The organism is Streptomyces sp. AC627_RSS907 (assembly GCF_019049165.1).
Map to the genome: position 1 here is coordinate 147,094 of NZ_JAGMUE010000127.1, position 21,373 is coordinate 168,466.

A 21,373-nucleotide genomic window follows, 5' to 3' on the forward strand; every position below is an offset into this window, starting at 1 on the left:
GAGCGCGGCGAGACGGTGGAGCGGAACTACGGACTCAGTGGTTGAGGGAGCTGACGGCGTGACCGAAAGCCCCCACCCTGTCCGACTCAGGACTCGACATGCCCCGCACGGTACCCGGCCGATGCCCGTGAAGCACCTCGGTTTCCACCGCGGCACGGCGAGAGCGGCCCCGGTGCCGGGCTGCCCGCCGGGGGCCGGGACGCGAGCGCCGGGTCAGTGGCCCGTGACGGTGCCCGACAGTTCGCTGGTGCCCCCCCGGCAGGGTCACGGGGGTGAGCTTCCTGCCGGTTTCGAGGCCGACGGCGTGCCCGGCCTTCCCGCTCGGTTCGCAGACGCGGGCGGTGTGGTCGCGGACGAAGAGGGCCGGGCGGGCCCGCTGCCGGTCCAGGGGCTCCTGCCGGCGGCGGCCTCGCCGTGGCAGCCGCGCGCTCGGCCGGCGCGTGCCTTCTGCTCCCCGCGAGGGCACCCTGGCGGGGCAGGGCCTCCCGAACCGGTGCTCACCACGTCGGCGCTCGCCGAGCTCTGGCAGCCGTCCTCACGGCTCGGCCCCCGCCGGTCGCTTCGGCGTTCGAGGTGTCGTTGCGGGGGGTGTACCGGCGCGGAAGTCGCGACCTTCTGGCCGGTGTCGCGTTGGGATTGCCGTGACGCCGTTGCAGTGACGGTTCTGCACACGGGGCTCCGGCCTCGTACTGCGGCACCCTCACGCGGCAGCCCGAGCCCGCGGAAGGCCAGGAACGTGTGGAACAGTGTCGGCAGTCTTGTGGTGACGCCTGCGGACGACGGTGGCGTGATGGGCGGGCTCATCGGCCGGGGGGAGCAACTCCGGTCGCTCCAGGGCACGTTGGCAGCCCATCACCTGGTGACGGTGACCGGCCGGGCCGGTGTCGGGAAGAGCTGCCTGGCGGCCGCGGCCGTGGCGGGGACGTCGAGGTCGTGGCGGCGTGTGGTCCGGGTCCGGTGGGACGGTCGCGGCCCCGGGGAACCGGGGGCGCTGGCCGCGGCCGTGTTCCGGGCGCTGCACGGACGGCACGCGCGGCCCGAGGTGCCCGGTCACGGCGACCTCGTGAGGCAGTTGACCGCCCCCGGCGTCCTGCTCTTCCTCGACGACGTCGATCCGGTCCACCGGGAGTGCACGAGGCTGGTGCAGCGTCTGCTGGCGGCGGTGCCGGCGCTGCGGGTGGTGGTGACCTCACGGCGGGCACTGGGCCTCGGTGAGGAGCAGGTGGTGGAGCTGCCGCCGCTGGAAACCCGCCGCCCCGCCGACGGCGCCCGGCCGGCGGCGGTGGAGCTCTTCCTCGCGCGGGCCCGCGCGGCGGTGGAAGGATTCCGCGCCGACGAGACGGACCTCACGGCCGTGGAGGCGATCTGCCGGTCACTGGAGGGTGTGCCGCACGCCATCGGCCTGGCCGCCGAGCAGCTCGCCCGCCGCTCCGTGGGCGAGCTCGCGGACGCGTTGGAGCGTGACCAGTGCTGGCTGCACAGCGGGAGCCCCCGCCTGAGCCGTCACCGCTCACTGCGCGACACCGTCGGGTCGAGTTACCTGCTGTGCGAGCGCGAGGTGCGCATCGTGTGGGCCAGGGCCAGCGTCCTCGCCGGGGCCTTCAGCGAGTCCACCGGCGTGTTCCTGTGCGCGGGCGGCAGCGTGGACCCCGAGCACGTACCTTCGCTGCTGGCCCAGTTGGCGGCGATGAGGGTGATCGAGCCGGTGGGCGATCCGGGCGGACCGCGTCCGCCACGCTATCGGATGACCCGGGCGGCGCGGGACTTCGGGGACGCGCGGCTGCGCGAGGCGGGCGAGTTCGAGCAAGCCCTCGAACGCCGCGCGGCGCACCGCCGTCAGCTGGCCGGGGTCGCGGAGGGCCTGTGGGTCGCGGGCTGCCAGAGCCAGGCGGTCCGGCTCGTACGGGAGGAGCAGGAGGAACTCACCGCGCTGCGCCTCCACGCCCCCGAGTGTGCCGGTGAGGCCCAGGCCTCGCTGGAGGCCATGGTGAGTCTGTGGTTCTGGTGGCTGGTCCACGACCGTGCGCCGGAGACGCTCGGGTGCCTGACGCGGTTGCTGTCGTACGGCCCGCCGGACAGCGAGGCGGCCAGGAACGGCCGGTGGCTCGCGGCCTGGCTCAGCGCGGCGGAGGATCCCCAGGCCGCGCTCGGCCTGCTGGGCCCCGCCTGGCCGCAGGCCGTGCTGGCCGGAGACGACGCCGCGGTCGGCCGTATCGCCCATGTCCAGGGGGTGCTCGCCCTCCACGGCGGCGACGCGGAGGCCGCCGCGGAACACTTCGCGGAGGCCGCCGCCCTCATTCCGGTCGGCGCGGTGGGCGGGCCGTCCCCCGCCGTGAGCCTGGCCGCCCAGGCGGTCGCCGAAGCCGGCTTCGCGCCCGGCGCGGCGTCCCGCACCGCACGGCGGGTACTCACCCGGCCCGATCTCCGTGACGACGCGTGGGCCGTCCTCACCGCCCGCTACGCGCAGGCCTGTGCGGACCACCGCCGTGGTCGCCGCAGCCGTGCCAGGAACCGCGCCGGCCGGGCCCTCGCCGCGCTGGACGGAACGCTTCCGGAGCCGCCCGCGGTGCAGGCGCTGCGCGCACTGATCACGTCCATCGAAGCAGGCGTCCCGTCCGGGCCGGATCTCCCCCCGCTCCCCTCGGCCACCTGACCTGCGCGGGCCTCACGAGCAGTCCGCGGTGAGGGCCTCCGTGCCGATGTGGAGGACAGGGCTCACGGACACGGTGGCCCGGGTGGCTCACGGGCCCCGCCACGGATCACGATGCGGTCGGACAGCGGCGCGGCCGACTCCTCCGCCCGTGCCGGCCCGACGGGGCGGCGGCGGGGTGCCACCCCGAGCGGTCAGCCGTTGACGGCACGGCCGACGTAGACGTTGCGGGCGCGGTAGTACGTGTCGCCCGACGGGCCCGGGGTTCCCGAGGAGCCTTCCATCTGGAGGTTGATGATGACGTCCATCGGCGCGCCGACGAAGTCGCCGGCCCGGTGTTGTGCGACCCACCGACCGTCCAGGTAGTAGTGGATGTCCACGTCCGTGGCGCCGGCCTTGGTGATCCAGGCCCGGTAGGCATGCCAGGCGCCGGGGTCGGAGACCGCGACGGGCGTACTGTCCCAGCCCCCGTCGTAGGTGTTGAACCAGTTGCGGGCGTCCCCCTTGAACTCCAGGATGTCGCTCTCCGGGGGCCAGCTGTCGGCGCCGGTGAGCCAGAAGGCCGGCCAGGTGCCCCGTGCGGAGGGCGCGCGGAACTCGCCCTTGACCTCCCAGGCGGGGTACTGGTCGTTCACCACCACGTGTGCCTTGGAGTGGATGGCCCCGGAGTGGTAGCGGATCGGCAGGTGGGGGTCCTTGCCGCTCGTGCCCTCGTCCCAGCCGATGCGCGACGCCCTGAGGACGAGCACTCCGCCGGGCTCGAGGTGGACGTGGTTGTGGTCGGTGCTGCTCGCGTACATGCGGGCGGTGCCGTTGTGGTCGGATCCCCAGGGGTACAGGTAGTTCCAGGCCGACTCGAGCGCGCCGTAGTCGGTGAAGGTATCGGTGCCGATGACCGTCTCCCAGGCGAGCGGGCTCACGTCCGCCGCGGCGGGACGGGCCAGGGCGACACCGGTGGCGGCGGCGCCGGTCGACCAGAGGAACGCGCGACGGCTGAACGTCATTTCGGGGGCCTCCTCGTGTGCGGGTGGGGCGGGCGTACGTCGCAGAGTCGTACCGGACACGGCAACCGTCAACAATTCCCGCACCGTTCGCTCAGAAACGAACGGAATCGAAACCACGGAGCGAGCCCATCAACCCGCGACCCCGCGCTTGCACCCAGCCCTTGAACCGCCCCTGCACCCGGCCCCGAACCCGCCACTTTCCAAGTTGATCGAATGTGATCGATTCCTGTGCCACAGCTTCCATTCCTCCTTCGCCCGTTGGTCCACTGGATCGGGCCCGGCGGGCGGGACCGACGCGTCGCGTCCACCACGGACGAAACGAGACGAAGGAGCCTGATGCCGCATGGAGACGCGCAGGAGACGCGGATGGATGTCGCTCGCCGCGGCGACCACCCTGGTACTGGCGGCGGGAGTGATGACGGCCCCCGCCGCGCACCCCGCGGACGATGCCGTCGAGGTCGTGGTCGACGGACGCGACGTTCGCGGCGGCAACGTGAACGGTCTGACGTACAAGGGCCTCGGCGTACTCAGTTGCAACAGCACGAGCAATCTGCTGATGGACTACAAGGCGGAGCATCCGGAGCGGTACTGGCAGCTCATCAGAGTCCTGTTCGGCGGAAAGCACCCGCTGATCAACCACGTCAAGGTCGAGAGGGGCTCGGACACGAACACGTCGACCGGTTCCGACCCGGCGACCATGCGCACACCGGACGAACACGCCGACGCGTCCCGTTCCCCGGGGTTCCAGCTGGCCGCCGACGCCAAGACCGTCAACCCGGGCCTCAAGGTCTCGATCCTTCGGTGGGTCATGCCCGCCTGGATGCAGGCCGAATGGGACAAGGGCACGGGCGCCGACGAGATGTACACCTGGTACAAGGAAACGATCCTCGACGCCTACGAGAAGTACGGGTACATGGTCGACTACGTCGACCCGGACACCAACGAGACGCGGGATCCCGACGAAGCCTTCGTCAAGTGGTACAAGAACGCGATCCTGACCGACAAGGACTTCGGCAACCCGCGTTACAACCTCCCGGCGGCCCAGCGGAAGAAGGCCGAAAAGGCCTACCACAACATCATGATCATCGCCTCGGACGAGAACGAGACCCACCACATCGGGCCTTCCGTGCTCCGCGACGAGGAGCTCTTCGGCGTCGTCGACGCGGTCGGCTACCACTACAACACCGAGGACCGGCGGGAGGGAGGCCCCGAGAGCGACACGTACCTGCCCCACACCAAGCTGGCGACCGACGAGAACAAGTACGGCGAGGACAAGGAAGTCTGGTACAACGAGGGAGCCGCCTCGTTCGGCTTCACCGAGTACCGCGTCAACAACACCGAGGGACCGAACGGGGCGAGCACGGGCATCGGTGGCGTGCAGAGCGCCCTCGACCTCGCGAACCGCTCCGTCAAGAGCTACGCGAACTCCAAGAGGACGCACTACGTCTTCCAGCCGGCGATCGGCTCCTTCTACGAAGGCGCCCAGTACAGCCACAAGGAACTCGTCAGCGCGCGAGACCCGTGGTCGGGCCACCTCCACTACGACGCGGCCGTGTACGTGATGCAGCACTTCACCCAGTTCGCGAAGACCGGCTGGGAGAACGACACCAACACCGCGGGCATCTGGCGGACCGTGCCGGAAGCCAGCCACAGCGGGGTGAGCGGCACCGTCGACACCGACGGGTCGAACGGGGCCCCAGCTACATGACGCTCGCCGACCCGCGCAAGAAGGACTTCTCGACGATCGTCGTCAACGACAGCGACCGGCCCAGGACCTACCGGATCAAGACCGAGAACATGCGACTGGGCGATCCGGCCATGGAGGTCTGGGAGACCCGGGGAGCGGACCCCGGGCAGGCGTACGACGCGAACTTCAAGCACCTCGTCGACGAGATCCGGCCCGGCCCCGACGGGTACTACACGTACACGGTCCGCCCCCGGTCCATCGTGCCCCTGACGACGCTCGAGTGGCCGCTCGTTCGCCCGATCCCAGGGCGTCACCGATGCGGAAACGGGTCAGGAGCGGCCGTACCCCGTCAGGGGCGGTGTGCGCAGGGCGATGACGGCCTTGTCGTCGTGGCCGGTACCGGGACGGTGGGCGACCAGCGACCGGCACAGTTCACCGGGTGACAGGCCGGCGAGGCGGGCGGCCGTGACGGCGAGCGCGTCGAGACCGCGGTCCAGCGGCTCGCCGGGGGTCTCCACGAGGCCGTCGGTGAAGAGGACGACGGTGCTGTCCACCGGCAGCGCCTGGGAGTGGTCGGGGCGTGGCAGGTCGGGCGCGACCCCGAGGGGGAGCCCGGGCTCCGCCTCCAGGTACCGCACCCTTCCGTGGGGCAGCAGCACGAGCGGTGGCGGGTGCCCGGCGCTGGACCAGTGCAGCCGCCAGGCGCCCTCGGCGGGTTCCAGACGGGCCAGCAGGGCAGTGGCGATGGGTGCCTCGTCCAGGGCGGCGTTCATGATGCGGTCGAGCCGGGCGAGGGAGGCGCTGGGCGGGGCGTTCCGGTCGTAGTACAGGGCCCGCAGCATGTTGCGGATCTGGGACATGTCGGCGGCGGCGCGCAGATCGTGCCCCACGACGTCACCGATCACCGCCGCGCAGGACCCGTCCGGCAGCAGCATGGCGTCATACCAGTCGCCGCCCACGGCGGCCGGCTCGCTCGCGGGGCGGTAGGCCGCGCCGGCGGCGAAGGGCCGCAGGTCGGGCAGGCGGGGCAGCAGCAGCCGCTGGAACTGTTCACCGCTCTTGCGGACCTGCTGGTAGAGGCGGGCGTTCTCGATCGCCACCCCGGCCGTGCCGGCCAGGGCCCGGATCACGCCCTCGTCGTGCCGGTCGAAGGGCTGTCCGTCCTTGCGTTCGGAGAGATAGAGGTTGCCGTAGACCTGCCCGCGCACACTGATGGCGACGCCGAGCAGGGTGTGCATCGATGGGTGCCCGGGCGGGAAACCGGCCGATTCCGGGTGCCGGGCGATGTCCTTGACCCGCAACGGCTCGGGGTGGTGGATCAGGTGCCCCAGCAGGCCCCGTCCGCGCGGGAGCTCCACCCCGTCCAGGCCTGCCAGTTCCTGCGCGGTGAGGCCCAGCGGAATGAACTCCTCCAGCAGCCTGCCGTCCTCGTCGAGCACGCCCATGGCCCCGTAGCGGGCGCCCACGAGGTCCATGGCGGTACGGACGATGCGGCGCAGCACCATGGGCAGGTCCAGCTCGCCGGTGATGTTCACCACCGCCTGGAGTAGCTCCTGCAAGGTGCTCTGTGCTCTGGCCAGGGCGCGCAACTGCTCGCCGATGCGGGCCAGCTCCGAGCTGGGCGGCAGATCGAGCATGGAGGTGTAGGACTCGTCCGTCCCGCCCCCGTCTGCCGGGTGGCCGTCGCCCGGCGGCCCCTGCCAGTCCTCCGTCATCGCGCCTGCCTCGCTTCCGCCCGCCCGCCCGGGTGTCCCACCTGTCCGTCCCACTCAAGGGGCACCGCCGTGAGCCGGTTCCGGCGTGGGTGCCGCCTCACGCCACCATCACCCGGCGACGGACTGCGCGCCGGGTGCGGACAGCCGGTCGGCGTAACTCCTCACTGTCGCGGTGCGGGACGGGGCGCAGGGGCGTAGCGGTGGACGAGGTTCGCCCCTCGGCCGGCGAGAGGGAGGACGGGCGGCGCGGGCGCGGACATGGTGATGACGACGGGGTGGGCGCGGCGCGCCCCCTGGGCCTCGTGGGGCCGGGGGACAGACACCGCGGTCCGGTGGACACCGGCCCGCGGCACGCGACGGGATCCTCCGGGAGGCCTCCGGCGCGAACGGCTCGCGGCCGCGTCAGGCGATGTCCTTCTGCGCCGGGACGACCACCCCGTACAGGTCGGCGATGGCGGCGAGGGCGCTGTCGTGCACCTGACGCGCGGGCAGTTCGACGCCCGCGACCGACAGCGCCCGGGTGGCACTGGCGTCGCCCACGACAGTGGCGTGGTTGCCCCGCAGGAAGGCGCCCTGCGTGGTGGCGGCCACACACATGTGCGTCATGAACCCGGCGATGACGAGGTCGCTGTGGCCCGCGGCGTCGACGTGCTGGTCCAGGTCGGTGCCGAGGAAGGCGTTCGGCGTCTTCTTGACGACGACGGGCTCACCGTCGACCGGTGCGACGTCCGGGTGGATGCGGCCGATCTCGGCCCGGATGTCGTACGGGGTGCCCTCGCCGCCGTCGTTGACGACGTGGACGACCTTCGCGCCCTCCTGGCGGGCCCGTGCGAGCAGCCGGGCGGCGGAGTCGAGCGCCGCCCGCCAGCCGTCCAGTTCCATCACACCGGTCGTGTAGGTGTTCTGGTAGTCGATGAGGACCAGCGTCGCGTCGGCGAGCCTGGCGGGGGAGTCGTCGAGGCCGTTGAGCCGGCGCAGCGTCGTTCCGGGCATGGGGAACCTCCTGAGGTCCGGTGTGGGGAAGGCGGGCCACCGGCGCGGTGAACCCGTGCCCATGACGCTATGGCCGCCGAGGGGCGTCGGCAATGTCAACTAACCTGCAGTTACCGACATCGTCGCTGCGGAGCGTGGGGGTCCCGTGAACACCATCGGACGACTGGTCGTCATCGTCCTCTTCGAAGGGGTCGACCTGCTCGACGTCACCGGACCACCGGAGGTGTTCTCCCTCGCACGGCGCGAGACGGACGAGGCGGCGGGCTACGACGTGGTGCTCGCCGCCGAGAGCACGGCACCGGTCACGACGGCCGCCGGAGTCCGCGTCCTGCCCGACGTCACCTTCGACGAGTTGTCCACGCGGAGCGTCGACACCCTTGTCGTGCCCGGCGCGGTCGAGGTCGACCGTCAGCGCCGCGTACGCGCGCTCACCGACCCGGCCGTGGTGGCGCGGGTGAAGCAACTCGCCGGACAGACGCGGAGGATCGCGTCCGTCTGCGTCGGAGCGCACATCCTGGCAGCCGCCGGACTCCTCGACGGCAAGCGCGCCACCACCCACTGGTCGACCACGCGGCAACTCGCCGACGACCACCCGGCGGTCGAGGTCGACGGAGACCCGATCTTCATCCGGGAGGGCGACGTGTGGACCGGCGCGGGCATCAGCGCCTGCCTCGACCTGTCACTGGCCCTGATCGCCGACGACCTCGGGGAGGACGTGGCACTGCGGGTCGCCCGGCAACTCGTGATGTACCTGAAACGACCGAGCGGGCAGAGCCAGTTCAGCGTTCCACTGCGGCACCGCTCCGCGTCCCGGCGCGTGGAGGACCTGCGGCAGTACGTCCTGCGGCACATCGGGGAGCCGCTCACCGTGGCGGACCTCGCCGCACGCGCCCACGTCAGCGACCGGCAGCTCACCCGGATCTTCAAGAACGAACTCGGCACGACGCCGCACGCCTACGTCGAGTCCGCGCGTGTCGAGATGGCGCGCCAGCAGCTCGAAGCCACCGACGTCACCCTGGAACGCGTCGCGTCCCTGTGCGGTTTCGGCACCGTTGACACCCTCGTCAGGGCGTTCCGCCGCAGACTCGACACGACACCGACCGAGTACCGGCGCCGGTTCCGGACCCGGCCCGGCCCGGAGCGCGGCGGGCACGGCCCCGCACGCGGGCTCCCCGAAGCCTGAACGTGAGGCCACCGGAGGCCCGCGCCGTCACCGCCGTCGGGCGCGGCGGGACGACACGCCGGTCACGACGAGCCGGCCGGCCACCGCGCCCACCGCGTACCAGAACAGGTCCGGCGCGTTGAAGGTGGAGCCGAGGACCAGGCGGGCGGCCGTACTGTGCCGGGAGAGCTCCGCCGGCAGGTCGCTGAGTTGCAGGAACTCGACGCCCCAGCTCACGGCGAGGGCGACTCCCCCTGCCGTCAGTGGAGCCACCCGGGGCGCCACCAGTACGACGAGGACGGACAGAAGGAGCGTGTACAGGGCGTCCCCGCCGTACTTGGCCACCTCTCCCCCCGCCGTCGCCCTGAGCCCCAGACCCGCGCCCACGGTCACCAACGCGGCCGCGGCCGCCGTGAGACGCGTCCGCGCCGGATCGGCGTCGAGGGCGGCACGGGTTCCGGAGGGAGGGGTCATGGAGGTCATTCTGCTGGACGCTCACGAGGTGGTGGGTTACGGGATGCCGCCCCCGGCGTCGCGGCCGGGCCGGGTGTCCTCCCGTCGCGGTTCCAGCGGGGGCACCGCGACGGAGCCGTGTGTACGGCACTGCGGGCGGCGGCAGTCGGGCGCCGGGCGTCGTACGGTCGCGAAGGCCAGCACCGCCCCGACCACCAGGACGCCCGCACACAGCGGCATCGCCCGCCGGAACGCCGCGTCGAAGGCACCCGCCGACCGGTACGCGTCCGGGCCCATCCCCGCGAGCAGCGGCAGGGCGGCCACCGCGATCAGCCCCGCCGCGCGGGCCGCGGCGTTGTTGATCCCACTGGCCAGGCCCGCGCGGGCGGTGTCCACGGAGGCGAGGACGGTGGCCGTCAGCGGCGCGACCAGCGTGACCATGCCCGCCCCCATGACCAGCAGCGCGGGCAACACGTCGCGCGCGTAGGAGGCGCCCGGGCCCACCCGGAGCATCAGCAGCAGTGCCACGGCGCACAGCAACGGCCCCACGGTCAGCGGGGCCCGCGGTCCGACGCGCTGGGCCACCTCACCCGAACGGGCGGAGAAGAGCAGCATCAGGGCCGTCGTCGGGAGCAGTGCCGTACCGGCCTCCAGCGCCGAGTAGCCCACCACCACCTGGAGCTGGAGGGCGGTGAGGAAGAAGAAGCCGCCGAAGGCCGCGTACACGCCGATACGAGAGGGCCGGAGGGGGTGCGAGGCGCCGAACCCTCCCTACACGTTGACATGAACGCGCCCGCGCGCGACGCTGAGAGCGCTCTCACGCACCGGTACGGACCAATCCCCCCACACCTGCACGGAGGTGGAGAGTGTTCTCGAGCCTCAGAGACCGTCTGCTCGCCGCGACCGCGGCCGTCGGCCTGGCCGGCGCCCTGCTCACCGTCGGCGCCTCCCCGCCCGCGGACGCCGCTGTGCCCGCCACCATCCCCCTGAAGATCACGAACAACTCCGGCCGCGGCGACCAGCTCCACATCTACACGCTGGGGACCTCCCTGACGACGGGCCGGCAGGGCTGGGCCGACGCGAGCGGCACGTTCCACGCCTGGCCCGCCGGCGGCAATCCCCCCACCCCCGCCCCGGACGCCTCGATCCCCGGACCGGCGGCCGGGCAGACCAAGACCATCCGCATCCCCAAGCTGTCAGGACGCATCTACTTCTCCTACGGCCACAAGCTCGACTTCCGGCTGGCCACGGGCGGCCTGGTGCAGCCGGCGGTGCAGAACCCGAGCGACCCGAACCGCAACATCCTGTTCAACTGGTCGGAGTACACGCTCAACGACGCCGGGCTGTGGCTGAACAGCACACAGGTCGACATGTTCTCCGCGCCCTACACCGTCGGGGTGCAGCGCGCCGACGGCGGCGTGACCACCACCGGGCAGCTCGAGCCGGGCGGCTACAAGGGGGTGTTCAGCGCTCTGCGCGCCCAGCCCGGCTGGGGCGGCCTGGTCCAGACGCGGTCCGACGGCACGGTGCTGCGGGCGCTGTCGCCGCTGTACGGGCTGGAGACCGGCGCACTGCCCGCGTCGGCCATGGACGACTACATCAACCGGGTCTGGCAGAAGTACACGTCGACCACGCTCACGGTCACCCCGTTCGCCGACCGGCCGGCCACCAAGTACGCCGGACGCGTCTCGGGCGGCGTCATGCACTTCACCGACAGCGCCGGGACGGTCGTCACCAGCTTCCAGAAGCCCGACGCCTCCAGCGTCTTCGGCTGCCACAAGCTCCTGGACGCGCCCAACGACGCCGTACGCGGACCGATCTCCCGCACGCTGTGCGCCGGCTTCAACCGGTCGACGCTGCTGAGCAACCCCAACCAGCCGGACACGTCGGCGGCCGACTTCTACCGGGACCCCGTCACCAACCACTACGCCCGGGTCATCCACGACCGGATGGCCGACGGCAAGGCGTACGCCTTCGCCTTCGACGACGTCGGCAACCACGAGTCGCTGGTGCACGACGGCAACCCGGCACAGGCACAGCTCACGCTCGCCCCGTTCGACTGAGCGCGAGCGGCGAGGGACGGCGGCGTCCGGCGGTCACCACCGCCACCAGCGGGTCGCGGGGCGCTCGTGCCGGGCGCGGCCCGGGGACGCGTAGTCGGCGGGGGCGGATCTTCCGCTCCCGCCGTTCCCGTTCCGGCTGCCCGCAGGGTCCACGGCACGGGGACGTCGATGCAAGGGCTGCCCCGACGCGGTGGGCGGACGCCACCACCAGGGACTTTGAACACGACGATGACAAAGTATGGACATGTCAAGCAGAAGTCTCCTACCTTGGCGGCGGAACTTCCGTCACACCGCCACAGACCGGAGCGATTTCCGGCACGGTCCGGTCCCCACCTCCCGGAGGACCAATGCACCAACGGCTGTTCTCGCGTGCCCGAAGACACCTCATCCTCCTGCTGACATCGGCGATCTCCGCCGGCGGCGTCTGGGCCGCCCCCGCTTCCTCCGCCGCCCCCGCGGACATCCCGCCGCAGGAACCCGGGGTCACCCTGCGCGTGTTCGACGTGCAGACGCCCCTGAGCAAGCTGTGCACCCTCAAACCCGGCCAGACGCCCAACCACGACAAACTGATGCCGACGGTCGACTGGTCCACCACCGCCGACTTCGGCGGAATCGCCGACAACTTCGTCACGGAGGCGTCCGGTTACCTGATCGCGCCGCGTGACGGCACCTACGTGCTCCGGCTCACGAGCGACGACGGCTCACGGCTGACGCTCGACGACGCCACGGTGATCGACCACGACGGTCTGCACGGCGCGGAGCCGAAGGACGGCACGGTCGACCTGACCGCGGGACCCCACCCGCTGCGCATCGAGCACTTCGACCGCGGCGGCGGGCAGCAGCTGCAACTCTCCTGGAAGCCGCCGGGCGAGAGCGCGTTCACCGTCGTGCCCCGCGAGGCCCTGAGCACCGACGCCGGTGTCGTCAGGGTGACGGCTCCGGGCCGCAAGGAGTGCGAGGCCGGGCGCGACACCCCCGGCGACGGTCTGCCGCTCACCTCCGTGCGCCCCGACCTCACGCTCACCGACCTGCGCCCCGACGGCTTCGAGCCCCAGGTCAGCGGCATGGACTGGCTGCCCGGCGGACGTCTCGCGATCAGCACGTGGGGCGGCACCGACAACGTTGCCGGGGAGGTGTACGTCCTCGACAACGTCACCGGCGCGACCAGCCGCGACAAGGTCACCGTCAAGAAGGTGGCGAGCGGGCTGCGCGAGCCCATGGGCATCAAGTACGTGGACGGCTCGCTCTACGTCTCGCAGAAGCACGAACTGACCCGGCTGGTCGACCGGGACGGCGACGACGTGACCGACGAGTACCGCACGGTCGCCACCTGGCCGTACGGTGGCAACTTCCACGAGTTCGCGTTCGGTCTGCTCTACCGCGACGGCCACTTCTACGTGAACCTCTCCGTCGCCATCGACCTCGGCGGCGCGACCACCACCCCGCAACCCGCGCCCGGCCGCGGGACGACGTACAAGATCAACAAGAGGACGGGGAAGATCAGCCCGGTCGCGGGCGGGCTGCGCACCCCCAACGGCATCGGCTGGGGCCCCGACGGCGGCCTGTTCACCACCGACAACCAGGGCGGCTGGCTGCCCGCCTCGAAGCTCGTGCAGATCAAGCAGGACCGCTTCTTCAACCACTACACCGAGCCCGCCGGCCCCTTCGAGGGCTCCCCCGTCACCGAGCCGGTGCTGTGGCTTCCGCAGAACGAGATCGGCAACTCGCCCTCCACACCGCTGCTCCTGGACAAGGGCCGCTTCGCGGGCCAGATGCTGATCGGCGACGTCACCTACGGCGGCCTCCAGCGCGCCTACCTGGAGAAGGTCAGGGGCCAGTACCAGGGCGCCGTCTTCCGCTACACGCAGGGCCTGGAGGCGGGCGTCAACCGCATCTCCCTCGGCCCCGACGGCGCGATCTACGCCGGCGGCCTGGGCGCCGACGGCAACTGGGGCCAGGAGGGCAAGCTCAAGTTCGGCCTGCAGAAACTGACACCCAACGGCGGCAACACCTTCGACGTGCAGAAGATGCGGGCCGTACCGGGCGGCTTCGACCTGACGTACACCCAGCCGGTGTCCGCCGGGACCGCCGCGGACCTCGCCGCCCGCTACGAGGTGGAGCAGTGGCGCTACACGCCGACCGCCGGCTACGGCGGCCCGAAGATCGCCGAGGAGGAACTGACCGTACGGTCGGCGACGCTCTCGGACGACGGCCGGACCGTGCGGCTGCGGCTGGACGGCCTGAAGCCGGACCGCGTGGTGCACGTGCGCTCCCCCCGCCCCTTCACCTCCGCCTCCGGTGAGACGCTGTGGAGCACCGAGGCCTGGTACACGCTCAACGAGATGCCCGGCAAGCAGCCGCCGCCGGCCACCCTGTACGAGGCCGAGGAGGCGCGTCTGACGGGCAGGGCCGGCATCAACACCGACCACGTCGGCTACTCCGGCAGCGGATTCGTCGACCGTTACGCCACGGAGGGCAAGGTCGCCACGACGTTCGACGTGACGGTCCCGAAGTCGGGCACCTACGACGTCAACCTGCGTTACTCCAACGGCCCGAACCCCTTCGAGGGCACCAAGACGCTCTCCCTGTACGCCAACGGGAAGAAGGTGCGGCAGACGGAACTCGCCTCCACCGGGGACTGGGACACCTGGTCGACCCGGACCGAACGCCTGACCCTGCGGGCCGGGCACAACACGGTCTCCTACCGGTACGACCCCGGTGACACCGGACATGTGAACCTCGACCTGATCACCGTGCACCCGCACGGCACCCGGGTCGCCCTCTTCGACGGCACCGCCGCCTCGCGGGACCAGTGGCAGCACACGGACGGGCGGCGCGTGGCGTGGCCGCTCGCCGAGGAGAGGTCCATGGAGGTGTGCTGCGGTGACATCCGCACCAAGGACGCCTACCAGGACTTCAAGCTGCACGTGGAGTTCCGCGTGCCGCTGCTGCCGCCCGACGTGACCGGTCAGGACCGCGGCAACAGCGGCATCTACCTCCAGGACCGCTACGAGCTGCAGATCCTCGACTCCTACGGTGACACCTCCCCGGGCACCGACGAGGCCGGCGCGATCTATCTGAAGAAGGCGCCCGACACCAACGCGGCGGCCGCTCCCGAGACGTGGCAGACGTACGACATCGTCTTCCGCGCGGCCCGCTTCGACGACAGCGGACGCAAGACCGCCGACGCACGGGTGTCGGTGGTGTGGAACGGCGAGACGGTCCACGACGACGTCGTCCTCGACGGGCCCACCGCGTCCGGCAGGGCCGAGACGCCGGCCGCCGGAGCGATCCGGTTGCAGGACCACGGGAACAAGGTCCGGTTCCGCGACATCCGGGTGGAGCCGCTGGACTGACCGGCGGACGTGCGGGGCGGCCCCTGACGGCCGCCCCGCACGTCGCGCTCCCCCGCCGGCCGGACCTCATCCGCCGGGCGCCTCTGGGTAGGCTGGACGAAAGGTCACCCGTGAGTCGAACAAGGAGCGGAATTGAGCGAGCCGGCGTCCATCGCCCTGCAACTGGAGATCGCCCGGGAACTGGAGGTCGCCGAGACCTTCGACGCCGAGCACGAGATCGAACGCCGGGTGGCCTTCCTCGCCGAGCGACTGACCTCCACGGGTCTGCGGTCGCTCGTGCTCGGTATCAGCGGCGGTGTCGACTCGACCACCGCGGGCCGGCTGTGCCAGCTCGCCGTCGAGCGGGCCCGGGACGAGGGGCACGAGGCGAGCTTCTACGCGATGCGGCTGCCGCACGGCGTCCAGGCCGACGAGCACGACGCCCAGCTCGCGCTCACCTTCATCCGGGCCGACCACGTACTGACCGTGGACATCAAGCCCGCGAGCGACGCCGCGCTCGAGGCCCTGCTCGCCGCCGACGTCGCCTTCCGCGACGCCGGTCACCAGGACTTCGTGCACGGCAACATCAAGGCCCGGCAGCGCATGATCGCCCAGTACGCCGTGGCCGGGGCGCACAACGGCCTGGTCGTCGGCACCGACCACGCCGCCGAGGCGGTCTCCGGCTTCTTCACCAAGTTCGGTGACGGCGCCGCCGACGTGGTGCCGCTGACCGGCCTCACCAAGCGCCGCGTGCGCGCCGTCGCCGACGTGCTGGGCGCACCCGCCGAGTTGGTGTGGAAGGTCCCGACGGCCGACCTGGAGAGCCTCGACCCCGGCAAGGCCGACGAGGACGCCCTCGGAGTCACCTACGAGGAGATCGACGACTTCCTGGAGGGCAAGCCGGTGCCCGAGCGGGCCTTCGAGACGATCGTCACCCGCTACCGGCTGACCGATCACAAGCGCCGGCTGCCCATCGGTCCGTGACGCCGGACGGGGTCCGGAGGGGGGAAGCGCACACCGGCCGGCCGTCCCGCGGGCTCCCGCGGACGGCGGCGCGCGCGCCGGTCCGTCTGTGCCGGTACCCCGGCATCTGGCCCGTCGTCCGGACGTACGCACTTCACGTGCGCTTTTTCCCTTACCGCCTTAGCGTGGCCGAGGAGAGGCTTGGACAGTCGACGGCCGGTTCACCCGGCGGAAGGTGAGCTTCCATGGCCGAGCGGCTCAAAAGGTCCGGTCTGGCCGGCGAACTGTCGGCAGAGTTCGCCGGCACGATGATCCTCATCCTCTTCGGCTGCGGCGTGGTGGCCCAGGTGAGCGCGGGCGGCGCCCTCACGGACCCGGCCGGCGGGCTCGGGGACCACGACAGCATCTCCTGGGCATGGGGCCTGGGTGTCACCCTGGGCGTCTATGTGGCGGCACGGCTGAGCGGCGCCCATCTCAACCCCGCGGTGACCCTCGCCCTCGCCACGTTCAAGGGTTTCCCGTGGCGGAAGGTGGTCCCCTACGCGCTGGCTCAGACGGCCGGCGCCTTCGTGGCCGCTCTCCTGGTCCGCTGGAACTACACCGAGGCGCTGGCCAAGGCCGACCCGGGCCACACCGTCAAGACCCAGACCGTGTTCTCCACGCTCCCCGCGAACGGGAACACGGCCCTGCCGGTCCACGAGTGGGGTGCCTTTCGCGACCAGGTCATCGGCACGGCCATCCTCCTGCTGCTGATCATGGCCATCACGGACATGCTGAACACGCCTCCGGGCGCGAACCTGGCGCCCTTCGTCATCGGCCTGGTGGTGGTCGCGATCGGAATGGCCTTCGGCACCAACGCGGGGTACGCCATCAACCCGGCCCGCGACTTCGGCCCCCGGCTGGCCAGCTTCCTCACCGGATACGGCGGGGCATGGCGCGACCAGTACGGGAACCTCTACTTCTGGGTGCCGATCGTCGGCCCGCTGATCGGTGGCGTGCTCGGCGCGGGCCTGTACAAGGGCCTCGTCAGCCGGTTCCTGCCCACGGCGGAACCGGAGCCCACCGGGCGCGTCCCGGCGCCCCAGGACTGACACCGGCCGGAGAGGCGGCACAGCATGGCGGACTTCATCGGCGCGGTGGACCAGGGGACCACCAGCACCCGGTTCATGATTTTCGACCACGACGGCAACGAGGTGGCGAAGCACCAGCTGGAGCACGCCCAGATCCTGCCCCGCCCGGGATGGGTGGAGCACGACCCGGTGGAGATCTGGGAACGCACCAACTCGGTGATGCAGAACGCCCTGCGTTACGGCGGTCTCTCCGGGACCGACCTGGCGGCCATCGGCATCACCAACCAGCGGGAGACCACGATCGTCTGGGACCCGCGCGACGGCCGCCCCTACTACAACGCCATCGTGTGGCAGGACACCCGCACCGACTCCATCGCGGCGAACCTCGAACGTTCGGGCCGGGGCGACGTCATCCGCCGCAAGGCCGGACTGCCGCCCGCGACCTACTTCTCCGCGGGCAAGATCCAGTGGATCCTGGAGAACGTCGACGGTGTCCGGGAGGCGGCGGAATCGGGCCACGCCCTCTTCGGCAACACGGACGCCTGGGTCCTGTGGAACCTGACCGGCGGCCCCGACGGCGGCATCCACGCCACCGACGTGACCAACGCGAGCCGCACCATGCTGATGAACCTGGAGACGCTCGACTGGGACGACGAACTGCTGGGCTTCTTCCGCATCCCCCGGGCCATGCTGCCCACCATCAACCCCTCCTCGCACCGGGAGGCGTACGGCACGACCCGGACCTCCCGGCCGGTGCGCGCCGCCGTTCCCGTCGGCGGGGTGCTCGGCGACCAGCAGGCGGCCACCGTCGGACAGGTCTGCTTCGCACCCGGCGAGGCCAAGAACACCTACGGCACCGGTAACTTCCTGGTGCTCAACACCGGCACGGAACTGGTCCGTTCCCGGCACGGTCTCCTCACCACCGTGGCCTACCAGTTCGGCGACAGCCCGGTGGTCTACGCGCTGGAGGGATCCATCGCGGTGACGGGGTCCGCCGTGCAGTGGCTGCGCGACCAGATGAAGATCATCAAGTCCGCGGCCGAGAGCGAGGAACTCGCCCGTACCGTCGACGACAACGGCGGCATGTACTTCGTCCCCGCCTTCTCGGGCCTGTTCGCCCCCTACTGGCGTTCCGACGCCCGGGGAGCGATCGTCGGCCTCGCCCGGTACAACGACAACGCGCACCTGGCACGGGCGACGCTGGAAGCCATCTGCTACCAGAGCCGCGACGTCGTCGAAGCCATGGAGCAGGACTCCGGGGTCCACCTCGACGTCCTCAAGGTCGACGGTGGTGTGACCGCCAACGACCTGTGCATGCAGATCCAGGCCGACGTCCTCGGCGTCCCGGTCAGCCGTCCCGTCGTCGCGGAGACCACCGCCCTCGGCGCGGCGTACGCGGCGGGTCTGGCCACGGGGTTCTGGCGGGACACCGACGAACTGCGCACCCACTGGCACGAGTCCAGGCGCTGGCAGCCCCAGTGGTCCGAGGACCGCCGCGCACAGGGGTACGCCGGTTGGAAGATGGCGGTGGAGCGCACACTCGACTGGGTCCGGGTGCCCGAGGGCTGACCGGCCGTTCGACGGGCCGGCCACGCGGACGCGCCACCGGTCGCGGCCGGACGGCCGGCGCTGTTAGCTTGCCGTGGTGGATCTCTTCTCCCGTTCCTGGGCGGCGCTGCGCACCGCGGTCGCCGAGCTCTCCGACGACGACTTCGCACGACCGTCCGGCTGTACCGGCTGGCTCGTGCGGGACCTGGTGTGCCACCTCGTCATCGGCGCCCAGGACGTCCTGATCACCCTCGCCACCCCCGCGACCACGGAGCCGACTCGGGACGCGGTGACCTACTGGAAGGTCGTCGAGCCCCCGACGGGCGACGACCCGCTCGACGCGCTGACCGTCCGTCTGGCCGCCGCGTACGAGGAGCCGTGGCTGCTCAGGTTCCACCTCGACGACGTCGGTTCGGCCGCCGGCCGCGCCGCCGGGCTCGCCGATCCCGCGGGCCGGGTCGGCACCCAGGGCCAGGTGCTCACCGCGGGCGACTACCTCCGCGCGTACGTCCTGGAATGGACGCTGCACCACCTCGATCTCATCGCCCACCTCCCGGACGCGGCGGAACCGCCCGCCGAGGGGCTCGCCCGGTCGCGCGAGCTGCTGGAGGGGATCGTCGGGGCGGAGTTCCCCCGGTCGTTCACCGACAAGGACGTGCTGCTGGTCGGCACCGGACGGCGTGCACCGACCGAGGCGGAGAAGGCCGCACTGGGCGAGTCGGCCGCGCGGCTGCCCTTCGCCATCGGCTGACGGGACATCGGCTCGGCACGGAGCGCGGAAGGCCGCCGGGCAGGGAGCGGTCGGCCGGGCGGTCGCCGTCCCGGTCGGCAGGGTGATCGCCCACCGGCTGCACGCCGGACCGGTTCCCCAACGGCCGTTCGAAGAACGTCTCCAGAACCACCGTCGCGCGGGCCCCGCTCACCCCGCTCTGAGCCCAGGCGGCCGCGGGAACACGAACCGGTGCACGAGAGAGGGGAGTTGCGGAGTAGGTTGTGGTGGACCACCCATGCCTCGGCCGAGAGACGGACGTACCCGTGAGCGACCCCGTGACACCCGGCCCCGCGGCGCACCAGAAGCCGGACACCTCGGTGCCGCACTCGGCCCGGATCTGGAACTACTGGCTGGGCGGGAAGGACAACTACCCGGTCGACGAGGCGGCCGGCGACGCGTACACCGCCGTCTTCCCCGGCATCGTCACCATCGCCCGCAGCAGCCGCGCGTTTCTGCGCCGCGCCATCACGTACCTGGTCAACGAGGCGGGTGTGCGGCAGTTCCTCGACATCGGGACCGGACTGCCGACCGCCGACAACACGCACGAGGTCGCCCAGCGCCTGGCCCCCGACGCACGGATCGTCTACGTCGACAACGACCCGATGGTCCTCGCGCACGCCCGTGCCCTGCTCTACTCCACCCCTCAGGGCGCGACCGCCTACATCGACTCCGACGCGCTCGACCCGGACGGTGTCCTGACCGCCGCCGCCAGGACGCTGGACTTCACCCGGCCCGTCGCCCTCGTCCTCAGCAACATCCTCGGCCACGTCACCGACTACGGCCAGGCGCGTTCCGTCGTCACCCGATTGACGGACGCGCTGCCGTCCGGCAGTCACCTCTGCGTCACCGACGGCTCACGGGGCATCGACCCCGCCTTCGAACAGGCCCAGGACGCCTACAACGAGAGCGGTGCCGCTCCGTACGTCCTGCGCACCGTCGACCGGATCACGGCGTTCTTCGACGGTCTGGAGCTCGTGGAGCCCGGGGTCGTCCCGGTTTCCCTCTGGCGGCCGGACGCCGGCTCCCCCACGCCCGAGCCCATCGGCGAGCACGGCGGCCTCGCCCGCAAGCCGTGACGCGCTGAGGCGTGCGGCGGCTGACGGTCGCGGGCCGTGCGGGACGCGGCGAGCGACGCCGGTGTGCCGCGGGCACGGTGCCCGGGAACCGAGCGGTTCCCGGGCACCGTGCCGTGTGCGGCGGTGTCCCGGTCAGGCGGGGGTGATGTTCTCCGCCTGCGGGCCCTTCTGGCCCTGGGTGATGTCGAAGGTGACGGCCTGGCCTTCCTGCAGCTCGCGGTAGCCGGTGGCGTTGATGTTGGAGTAGTGCGCGAAGACGTCGGGGCCGCCGCCGTCCTGCGCGATGAAGCCGAAGCCCTTTTCGGAGTTGAACCACTTGACGGTTCCGCTGGCCATGCCTTTTGCCTTTCAGCCGTTATCGGATCCGCACCGCGCGAACCCGGAGGTGGTCGTCCTGGTCCTCCGGCATTGCACAGCAAACCGCCCGCACTTCGGCGCGGGCGGTCTGGGCGAACCACGACATCTGCTACTGACGCTACACGGCATGTCCGAGCCCCACCAGTGAGTAAGGGGTGCGAGCGGGAACGAGGTTGTGCCGAGGGCCGACCCGGCGCCTGCACTTCCTGCGCCATACGGGCGAGACGGCGAGGCGGTGCCCCACCCGGTTCTGTATGTGTTCAAGGGATGAGTACTGACAGACTGAGTCGGAGATCGATATGACCGTCAGGAAATCGCTGGCCCTGGTGATCGGCGCTGTCCTGTGCACCGGCGCGCTGGGCGCCGGCTGTGCCCGGGAGCAGCCGGACGCCCCTCCCCGGGACCCACAGGCGTCCGGCGGATCCGCGTCGCCGTCGGCATCCCCCCACCCCGCTCCCCCGCGCCCGCTCCACCGCCCCCTCCCCGGGCTGGGGCCGGCCATGCGGGCCGGGCTCCCCTCCGGAT

At 71.7% G+C, this 21,373-nt stretch carries 16 protein-coding genes and 2 pseudogenes; 12 read left to right on the plus strand and 6 right to left on the minus strand.

All coding sequences use genetic code 11. The features are described 5' to 3' along the window. Positions 1–790 precede the first annotated feature (790 nt). Positions 791–2,653: a hypothetical protein gene (locus tag KUM32_RS26830; RefSeq protein WP_217144531.1), complete on the plus strand. Its 1,863-nt coding sequence runs from the start codon at positions 791–793 to the stop codon at positions 2,651–2,653. Between the two features lie 191 nt (positions 2,654–2,844). Here the strand turns inward: KUM32_RS26830 and KUM32_RS26835 are convergent, their stop codons facing one another. After that, entirely contained in the window at positions 2,845–3,654 is an 810-nt protein-coding gene (locus KUM32_RS26835) for a family 16 glycosylhydrolase (RefSeq protein ID WP_217144532.1), read from the minus strand. 343 nt (positions 3,655–3,997) lie between these two features. Between KUM32_RS26835 and KUM32_RS26840 the strand changes: the two genes are divergently transcribed. Then, complete coding sequence (locus tag KUM32_RS26840) at positions 3,998–5,362, plus strand: hypothetical protein (RefSeq protein WP_254406166.1); 1,365 nt, start codon at positions 3,998–4,000, stop codon at positions 5,360–5,362. Then, positions 5,359–5,784: a hypothetical protein gene (locus KUM32_RS43860; RefSeq protein WP_254406167.1), complete on the plus strand. Its 426-nt coding sequence runs from the start codon at positions 5,359–5,361 to the stop codon at positions 5,782–5,784. Before KUM32_RS26840 ends, KUM32_RS43860 begins: the two co-directional genes overlap by 4 nt. Here KUM32_RS43860 and KUM32_RS26845 read toward each other — a convergent pair. Together KUM32_RS26845 and KUM32_RS26850 are read right to left on the minus strand one after the other, a co-directional pair. Beyond that, complete coding sequence (locus KUM32_RS26845) at positions 5,671–7,056, minus strand: GAF domain-containing SpoIIE family protein phosphatase (protein WP_217144533.1); 1,386 nt, start codon at positions 7,054–7,056, stop codon at positions 5,671–5,673. The genes KUM32_RS43860 and KUM32_RS26845 overlap by 114 nt on opposite strands. 402 nt (positions 7,057–7,458) lie before the next feature. Further along, positions 7,459–8,049, minus strand: coding sequence for a cysteine hydrolase family protein (locus tag KUM32_RS26850; protein WP_217144534.1), 591 nt, complete (start codon positions 8,047–8,049; stop codon positions 7,459–7,461). 145 nt (positions 8,050–8,194) lie between these two features. On the opposite strand from KUM32_RS26850, the gene KUM32_RS26855 reads away from it, so the two are divergent. Next, the gene (locus tag KUM32_RS26855) at positions 8,195–9,232 is read left to right on the plus strand and encodes a GlxA family transcriptional regulator (protein WP_217144535.1); all 1,038 of its coding nucleotides are present in this window, start codon (positions 8,195–8,197) and stop codon (positions 9,230–9,232) included. A 27-nt stretch (positions 9,233–9,259) separates the two neighbouring features. Here KUM32_RS26855 and KUM32_RS26860 read toward each other — a convergent pair whose 3' ends face one another. Further along, positions 9,260–9,685: a DUF2809 domain-containing protein gene (locus tag KUM32_RS26860; RefSeq protein WP_217144536.1), complete on the minus strand. Its 426-nt coding sequence runs from the start codon at positions 9,683–9,685 to the stop codon at positions 9,260–9,262. A 36-nt stretch (positions 9,686–9,721) separates the two neighbouring features. Beyond that, a pseudogene (locus tag KUM32_RS26865) lies at positions 9,722–10,390 on the minus strand (MFS transporter); the annotation flags it as partial. 140 nt (positions 10,391–10,530) lie between these two features. On the opposite strand from KUM32_RS26865, the gene KUM32_RS26870 reads away from it, so the two are divergent. From KUM32_RS26870 to KUM32_RS26900, 7 genes are all read left to right on the plus strand, one after another. Further along, a complete protein-coding gene (locus KUM32_RS26870; RefSeq protein ID WP_217144537.1) occupies positions 10,531–11,727 on the plus strand; it encodes a glycoside hydrolase family 64 protein in 1,197 nt (398 codons plus the stop codon). A gap of 347 nt (positions 11,728–12,074) precedes the next feature. Continuing rightward, entirely contained in the window at positions 12,075–15,083 is a 3,009-nt protein-coding gene (locus tag KUM32_RS26875) for a family 16 glycoside hydrolase (protein ID WP_217144538.1), read from the plus strand. A gap of 132 nt (positions 15,084–15,215) precedes the next feature. Further along, positions 15,216–16,046 (plus strand): ammonia-dependent NAD(+) synthetase, encoded by an 831-nt coding sequence (nadE, locus tag KUM32_RS26880; RefSeq protein ID WP_254406168.1) that lies wholly within the window; start codon positions 15,216–15,218, stop codon positions 16,044–16,046. Between the two features lie 224 nt (positions 16,047–16,270). After that, positions 16,271–17,116 (plus strand): MIP/aquaporin family protein, encoded by an 846-nt coding sequence (locus KUM32_RS26885; RefSeq protein ID WP_217144539.1) that lies wholly within the window; start codon positions 16,271–16,273, stop codon positions 17,114–17,116. A gap of 24 nt (positions 17,117–17,140) precedes the next feature. Next, positions 17,141–18,664 (plus strand): glycerol kinase GlpK, encoded by a 1,524-nt coding sequence (gene glpK / locus KUM32_RS26890; RefSeq protein WP_217144540.1) that lies wholly within the window; start codon positions 17,141–17,143, stop codon positions 18,662–18,664. Between the two features lie 76 nt (positions 18,665–18,740). After that, entirely contained in the window at positions 18,741–19,394 is a 654-nt protein-coding gene (locus KUM32_RS26895) for a maleylpyruvate isomerase N-terminal domain-containing protein (RefSeq protein WP_217144541.1), read from the plus strand. Positions 19,395–19,678: 284 nt separating this feature from the next. Then, complete coding sequence (locus KUM32_RS26900) at positions 19,679–20,491, plus strand: SAM-dependent methyltransferase (RefSeq protein WP_217144542.1); 813 nt, start codon at positions 19,679–19,681, stop codon at positions 20,489–20,491. Between the two features lie 132 nt (positions 20,492–20,623). On the opposite strand, the gene KUM32_RS26905 is transcribed toward KUM32_RS26900, so the two are convergent. Next, a complete protein-coding gene (locus tag KUM32_RS26905) occupies positions 20,624–20,827 on the minus strand; it encodes a cold-shock protein (RefSeq protein WP_019330262.1) in 204 nt (67 codons plus the stop codon). A 320-nt stretch (positions 20,828–21,147) separates the two neighbouring features. Here KUM32_RS26905 and KUM32_RS26910 point away from each other — a divergent pair. After that, positions 21,148–21,373 (plus strand): annotated as a pseudogene (locus KUM32_RS26910) (hypothetical protein); the annotation flags it as partial.